Genomic DNA, 6,850 nt, shown 5'->3' with positions numbered 1-6,850 from the left:
CCACGAGTACAACCACCACCGACCCCACACCGCCTGCGAGAACAAGCCACCCATCACCCGCTTGACCAACCTGTCAGGTCAGTACAGCTAGCAAAAGTTCCTCGTTCGCGCACAGGTTGCACCGTGTCCGCGAACAAGCAGGCCTTGCTAGCAAAGGTTCCTCGAAGGGGCGGCGAGGGTCAGGCGGACGGGACGGGCTCGGCTGCCTCGGCGGGGGAGGGCTCGTCGTCGCGGCGCTTGACGGCGGCGAGCAGCATCTGGGCGACGTCGACGACCTCGACATCGGCACCCTTGCCCTCAGCCTGGGCGGCGGTCAGGCCGTCAGACATCATCACCCGGCAGAACGGGCAGCCGATCGCGATCCGCTCCGCGCCGGTGCCGATGGCCTCCTCGGTGCGGTTGGTGTTGATCCGGGTGCCGAGCTTCTCCTCCATCCACATCCGGGCACCACCGGCGCCGCAGCAGAACGACTTCTCCTTGGTGCGCTCCATCTCGCGCAGCTCGACACCGGGCAGGGCGCCGATCAGCTCGCGCGGCGGGGCGTAGACGCCGTTGTGCCGGCCCAGGTAGCACGGGTCGTGGTAGGTCACCGTCTCGGCGGTCGAGGCGACGTCCTTGTTCGACGACTTGCCGGGCACGTCGGCGGGGCGGGCGACCGGGACGAGCTTCTTCTCGCGGACCAGCCGGTTGAGCAGCTGGGTGTGGTGGACCACCTCGTACTTGCCGCCGAGCTGGGGGTACTCGTTCTTGATGGTGTTGAAGCAGTGCGCGCAGGTCACGACGATCTTGGTGGCGCCGACCTCGTTGAGGGTCTCGACGTTCTGCTGGGCGAGCATCTGGAAGAGGAACTCGTTGCCGGCGCGACGGGCGGAGTCGCCGGTGCAGGACTCTCCGTCGCCGAGAATCGCGAAGGTGACCCCGGCCTGGTCGAGCAGCTCGGCGACGGCGCGGGTGGTCTTCTTGGCGCGGTCCTCGTAGGCGCCGGCGCAGCCGACCCAGAACAGGTAGTCGACGTCGTCGGCGGAGTCGACGTCCTGGCCGAGGATCTTCACCGGGAACGGCAGGTCCTTGGCCCAGTCGAGCCGGGCCCGGGCGGCCATGCCCCACGGGTTGCCCTTGTTCTCGAGGTTCTTGAACAGGCCGTTGAGCTCGTTCGGGAACGCCGACTCGATGAGGTTCTGGTAGCGACGCATGTCGACGATCGCGTCGACGTGCTCGATGTCCACCGGGCACTGCTCGACGCACGCGCCGCAGGTGGTGCACGACCACAGCACGTCCTGGTCGATGACGGCGTCGGGGCCGTGCGGGTTGTAGGCCGCGAGCGGGTTCCTGATGTCGTAGCCGGTGTCGCCGATCAGCGGCACCTCGGCCAGCGCTGCCGCGTCCTCGCCGAGGCCCGCGCGCGACTCCTCGGTCGCCAGCAGCCACGGCGCCTTGGCGTGCGCGTGATCGCGCAGCGTCATTACGAGCAACTTGGGCGACAGCGGCTTGTCGGTGTTCCAGGCCGGGCACTGGCTCTGGCAGCGGCCGCACTCGGTGCAGGTCGTGAAGTCCAGCAGCCCCTTCCAGGTGAAGTCCTCGACCTTGCCGACCCCGAGCGCGGCGTCCTCGTCGAGGTCCTCGACGTTCTCGAAGTCGACCGGCTCGCCCTTGACCATCAGCGGCTGGAGCTCGCCGAGGGAGGTGCGGCCGTCGGCGTGGCGCTTGAGGAAGATGTTGAAGAAGGCGAGGAAGCGGTGCCAGGCGACACCCATGGTGGGCTGCAGCGAGATGGTGATCATCCACGCGAACGAGATGAGGATCTTCACCGCGGCGACGACCACGATGACGTTCTCGAGGGTGTCCACCGAGGCGCCGTCGAAGAGCCCGCCGAGCCACCCGGTCAGCGGGTAGTGCAGCGCGTCGGCGTGGCCCTTGCCGGTGAAGCCGGTGGTGCCGCCCTTGAAGTCGAGTGCGTACTCCAGCGCCCGCAGGGTGATGATGCAGATCGTCACGCCGAGGATGGTCAGCTCGACGTAGTAGGCCTGCCAGAAGGTCGACCCGAAGAACCGCGACCGTCGCCCACCCTCGCCGGCAGCCGAGCGCGGGTGGTTCTTCTGGCGGATCACCATCAGCGTCACGATGCCCACGAGCCCGGTCCACGCGAAGAACTCGGTGACCCACTCGTAGAGGAAGAAGTGCCCGATCAGCGGCAGCGCGAAGTCGGGCTTGACGAGCTGGCCGAACGCGTTGAGCAGCGTGAAGAACAGCACCCCGAAGCTGATCATCGTGAACCAGTGCGCCGCGGCGACGACCGGCAGCCGCGACATCCGGGTGTGACCGAGGAACTCACGCAGCAGCGTGACCGTCCGCGTCCCCTTGTCACCGGTGCGGGTGGCATCGGGCTGGCCGAGGCGGAAGACGGACAGGAACTGCCGGATCACCCGGGCGAACAACGCGATGCCGGTGAGGGCGACAGCGAGGCACACGACGAGTGCGACGATCTGGAGCGCAGACATGGCGGCCACTCTACTGGCCGGTAAGCGCCTGCTTAGGGCTGTGTGAGCAGCATCAAAGGCCCAGAGTGGGACACCTGTCCCCCGGGGTATGCCGCGTGGTCGCGTCCGGGGTATGCCGCGTGGTCGCGTCGGCGCGCCCGCCCACCGGGCGCTGATTGCCAACGCGCATAACGATCTGTTGGAATATTCATAACGTCGGGTTCGCTGCACCCGACGAAGGCCCATGACCTCGCGCCGCGGCCAGCCCGCGGCATACCGACGCAAGGAAGCGCGCATGCCCATCTATGACGACGTCACCCAGCTCATCGGCAACACCCCGCTGGTGCGGATCAACCGGATCATCGAGAGCGACGCGCTCGTCGCCGCGAAGCTCGAGTTCTACAACCCGGCCTCCTCGGTGAAGGACCGCATCGGGGTCTCGATCATCGATGCCGCCGAAGCGGCCGGTGCGCTGAAGCCCGGTGGCACCATCGTCGAGGCCACGTCCGGCAACACCGGGATCGCCCTGGCCATGGTCGGAGCGGCGCGCGGCTACAAGGTCGTCCTCACGATGCCGGAGACCATGTCGAAGGAGCGGCGGGCCCTGCTTCGTGCCTACGGCGCCGAGCTCATCCTGACCGAGGGAGCCCTGGGCATGAAGGGCGCCGTGGCCAAGTCGGAGGAGATCGCGGCCGAGCGCGGCGGCATCCTCGCCAAGCAGTTCGCCAACGAGGCCAACCCCGAGATCCACCGCAAGACGACCGCGGAGGAGATCTGGAAGGACACCGACGGCCAGGTCGACATCGTCATCGCGGGGATCGGCACCGGCGGCACCATCACCGGCGTCGGACAGGTCCTCAAGGCCCGCAAGCCCGGGGTGCAGATGATCGCGGTCGAGCCCGCGGAGTCGCCGATCCTCAACGGCGGCGAGCCCGGTCCGCACAAGATCCAGGGCCTCGGCGCCAACTTCGTGCCCGAGATCCTCGACCGCGACATCTACGACGAGGTCATCGACATCAACGCCGAGACGGCCGTCGAGTGGGCCAAGCGTGCGGCCAAGGAGGAGGGCCTGCTGGTCGGCATCTCCTCGGGCGCGGCCCTCGCGGCGGCGAACCAGGTCGCGACCCGTCCCGAGAACGCCGGCAAGACCATCGTCGTCATCATCCCGTCGTTCGGTGAGCGCTACCTGTCGACGATCCTCTTCTCCGACCTCCTCGACTGACGGCACCCGCTGTCACCGCACGATCCCTTCTGCTGCAACGGAACCCGATGACCCTCGCTCTCTATGCCAGGCGCGCACGCACTCGCATCGTCGACGACCTCGACGCGGCGATCGCCCGTGACCCGGCTGCGACCTCGCGGGTCGACGTCGCGCTGAACGCCCCCGGGCTGCACGCGATCTGGGCCTACCGCTTCGCCCACCGGCTGTGGCTGCGCGGAGGGTGGACCAAGCCGGTGGCGCGGGTCGTGATGACCTTCGTGCGGTCGGTGACGGGCGTCGAGATCCACCCCGGCGCCGTCATCGGCCACCGGTTCTTCATCGACCACGGGATGGGTGTGGTGATCGGGGAGACCGCCGAGGTCGGCGACGACGTCATGCTCTACCACGGGGTCACCCTCGGTGGCCGGTCGATGCAGCGCGTCAAGCGGCACCCGACGGTCGGCTCGCGGGTGACGATCGGGGCCGGCGCCCGGGTCCTCGGCCCGGTGCACATCGGCGACGACGTGCAGATCGGGGCGAACTCGGTCGTGGTCAAGGACATCCCGGCCGGGGCCATCGCCACCGGCATCCCCGCGACGGTCCGGTTCCCGCACGGGACCGAGGACCCCTACGAGGCGATGTTCAAGGACCCGGCGCTCTGGATCTGACCCGGGTCGGGCCCCCAGTCGGTGCCGAACAGGCAGAAGGCACCCGCGGCCGGGTGCTGCACCAGCGTGGCTGCCAGCGCGGCTGAGGCCGTGCGACCGGAGGCCAGCTGCTGGTGGTAGCTCACCATCGCCTTCTCCGCCACCGCGTCCGACACCGGCGCAACAGGGGCGACCACGCTGCGCACCCCCAGGGCGAGCAGCGCGGCGGTGAGCCCCAGCGGTTCGTCGCCCGGCCGGGGGTCGAGCCGGCCGACGTCGCACGCGGAGAGCACGACGTGGGGCGCGGTGGCCGGCCGCGGGAGCTCGTGGGCGAAGACCGGTCCGTCGGCCATGTGGAGGGAGGAGAACCACGGGCTCTGGGGCTCGTGCGTCCCGTGCGCGGCGACGTGCACCACCCCGCCACTGACCAGCGCGTCGCGCACCGACTGGGCCGTGGCCGTCGGGTGGGTCACCGTCTCCGCGCCGACCGACCGCCACGCGTCGGCCACGGCCGCTGACTCAGCGCCCGCGCGGAGCAGCCGAGGACCCGTCAGGGTCGTGACCGCGAGGGAGCCGGCGGCAGCAGCGCCGGGGGACAGCAGGGGGGTGGCCCAACGAGTCACCGACGGGGCCACGGTGACCGGGCGCCCCGCCAGGCCCGGGAGCATGCCCCACGGGACCGCCATCAGCGTGCGGCCGGGCACCACGACCACGGGGCCGTCGCCGAGGCGGAGGTCGGAGAGCAGCCGGTGGTCGAGGGCCGCGACCGACTCGGCCACCGCCCGTCCCACCGCGGCCTCCATGGCTGGGTTGGTCGCCGCGAAGGCGTGCGCTCGCAGGTCGCGGGTGAGCCGGTCGGCCAGGGCGCCGATCTCCGCGGCCGGGCCGAGGTGGTGCAGCCTGCTGCCCTGCCCGGTGACGACCAGCACGTACTCCTCGCCCTCCTGGGCCACCCACACGAGGGCCTGCTCCCCGCGGGAGCTCAGCAGCCCGCGGGTGGTGCGGTGACCGATGGGCGCCCCCGCTGCGGCGACGTCGTCCTGCTCCACGCGGGCCCAGTCGAGCCGGCTGACCTCCCACTCCAGGCGTGCCGCGCGGGCCCGCTGCCGGGCCCCCTCCTCGCCGCTGGCCACCCCCTCGCGGCGGGCCTGACGCAGCTCGGCGAGCAGCTCCGCCGACCGCTCGTCGAGGGGAGCCGAGAGCAGCGGCAGCCGGTGGGACACGGCCCGCCAGCGCTCGACCGCTTCGAACACCCGGGCTGCGGAACCGCTCGCCAGGGCGTCGTTGACGTCGAAGTCGGCCAGCCGTCGCCCGTGCAACGCCAGGGCCGACCGGATCTCGGCGCTCTGGCTCGGCGCCTGCCGCTCTGTCAGACGGTTCATCGCCGCGCGGACTGTCCGTCGGGACTTGATGGTGTTGCCCTGTGCTGCAGCGACTTTCGCCACCAGGAGGCGATCGTGCATGTCAGCCGCGAAGCCCTGGCGCACGCGACCACGCAGACGCTGCACGGCATACCCGGCGTCGTCGACCTGTCCCCGCAACAGCATGGCCTCGACCTGCACCCGCGCCGCGAGGCGCTCGTCGGGGGTGACCGGTCGGTCGACGTCCAGCCAGGGCGACAGGGTGCGGTTGAGGCCGCGCGGCACCACGCCCTCGGCGAGGGACACCGAGGCGCGGAGCAGGGCGGCACTGCGCTGCCGTTCGCCAGCCCCGCGGGCGCGGAAGGCAGCGACGGCCGCAGCGAGGTGCTCACGGGCGGTCGAGAGGTCGTCGCGCAGCATCGCCGTCGTCGCGAGGTCGAGCCGCAGGTCGGCCTCCTCGAGGCGGTGGCCGTCGCGCCGGGTCTCGGCGAGCGCCCGGGTGAGGGTCTCGCGAGCCTGGTCGAGGAGCCCGACCTCCAGCAGCACCAGGGCCAGGTCGTGCTGGGCCCGCACCCGACCGACCGGCACGGCCATCTCGTCGGCCTCGCGCATCAGCTCGATCGCCTCGGGCAGGCGGCCCGCGTAGTACTCGAGGCAGCCCAGGTTGTGGCGGACCTTGAACTCCTTCTCGGCCAGCCCGTGCTCGACACTCAGCTCGAGGGCGGCCATCAAGTCGGCTCGAGCCGGGCCCAGCTCGAGCAGTGACAGGTGCGCCAGGCCACCGTTGATCCGGGCAGCCACCTCCTCACCCGGGGTCAGCAGAGCGTGTCCGTCGCCCACCATGTCGAGGGCGGTGAGCGCCGAGCGCCAGTCCTGGCAGGAGACGTGCACGACCGCCTCCTGGACCCAGCTGAGGGCGTGCAGACGCGGCGAGGCGCCCTGGGTGCGGGACTCGCGGAGCATCGCGAGCGCCTGGTCGAGCCCGTGGAGCGCCAGCGTCGGCCAGGCGAGGGTGATGAGGAGCCGGGCGCGGGTGGGCACCCGCTCGGGGTCGTCCAGCCCGTCGCTCAGGGTCAGGGCACGCCGGAGCGAGCGCTCGGCGTCGCGGAACCGGCCGATCTCGTTGAGGTTCCGCGCTCGGGCCAAGAGCTCGGCGACCTGGTG

General features: G+C 71.0%; 4 protein-coding genes. 2 read left to right on the top strand and 2 right to left on the bottom strand.

All coding sequences use genetic code 11. The annotated features are described in order from the left end of the window. Window positions 1-179: 179 nt before the first annotated feature. Window positions 180-2,498 carry a (Fe-S)-binding protein gene (locus AC1DX8_RS12155; protein WP_477630183.1) on the bottom strand — a complete coding sequence of 773 codons (2,319 nt, stop codon included), beginning with the start codon at window positions 2,496-2,498 and terminating at the stop codon, window positions 180-182. 274 nt (window positions 2,499-2,772) lie between these two features. Between AC1DX8_RS12155 and cysK the strand changes: the two genes are divergently transcribed. Both cysK and cysE read left to right on the top strand, forming a co-directional pair. Then, complete coding sequence (gene cysK, locus AC1DX8_RS12150; protein WP_477630182.1) at window positions 2,773-3,699, top strand: cysteine synthase A; 927 nt, start codon at window positions 2,773-2,775, stop codon at window positions 3,697-3,699. Window positions 3,700-3,746: 47 nt separating this feature from the next. Further along, the gene (gene cysE / locus AC1DX8_RS12145) at window positions 3,747-4,346 is read left to right on the top strand and encodes a serine O-acetyltransferase (RefSeq protein ID WP_477630181.1); all 600 of its coding nucleotides are present in this window, start codon (window positions 3,747-3,749) and stop codon (window positions 4,344-4,346) included. On the opposite strand, the gene AC1DX8_RS12140 is transcribed toward cysE, so the two are convergent. Then, on the bottom strand, window positions 4,307-6,832 hold the full coding sequence (locus AC1DX8_RS12140; RefSeq protein ID WP_477630180.1) for a CHAT domain-containing protein: 2,526 nt from the start codon (window positions 6,830-6,832) through the stop codon (window positions 4,307-4,309). The genes cysE and AC1DX8_RS12140 overlap by 40 nt on opposite strands. Window positions 6,833-6,850 lie beyond the last annotated feature (18 nt).

Source organism: Pedococcus sp. P2_A3 (assembly GCF_056405035.1).
This window is presented reverse-complemented; position numbering and strand designations above follow the sequence as displayed.

Bases quoted from the DNA above. Each gene is read 5' to 3' on its own strand.
- AC1DX8_RS12155 (WP_477630183.1), bottom strand. From the start codon at position 2,498: ATGTCTGCGCTCCAGATCGTCGCACTCGTCGTGTGCCTCGCTGTCGCC.
- cysK (WP_477630182.1), top strand. From the start codon at position 2,773: ATGCCCATCTATGACGACGTCACCCAGCTCATCGGCAACACCCCGCTG.
- cysE (WP_477630181.1), top strand. From the start codon at position 3,747: ATGACCCTCGCTCTCTATGCCAGGCGCGCACGCACTCGCATCGTCGAC.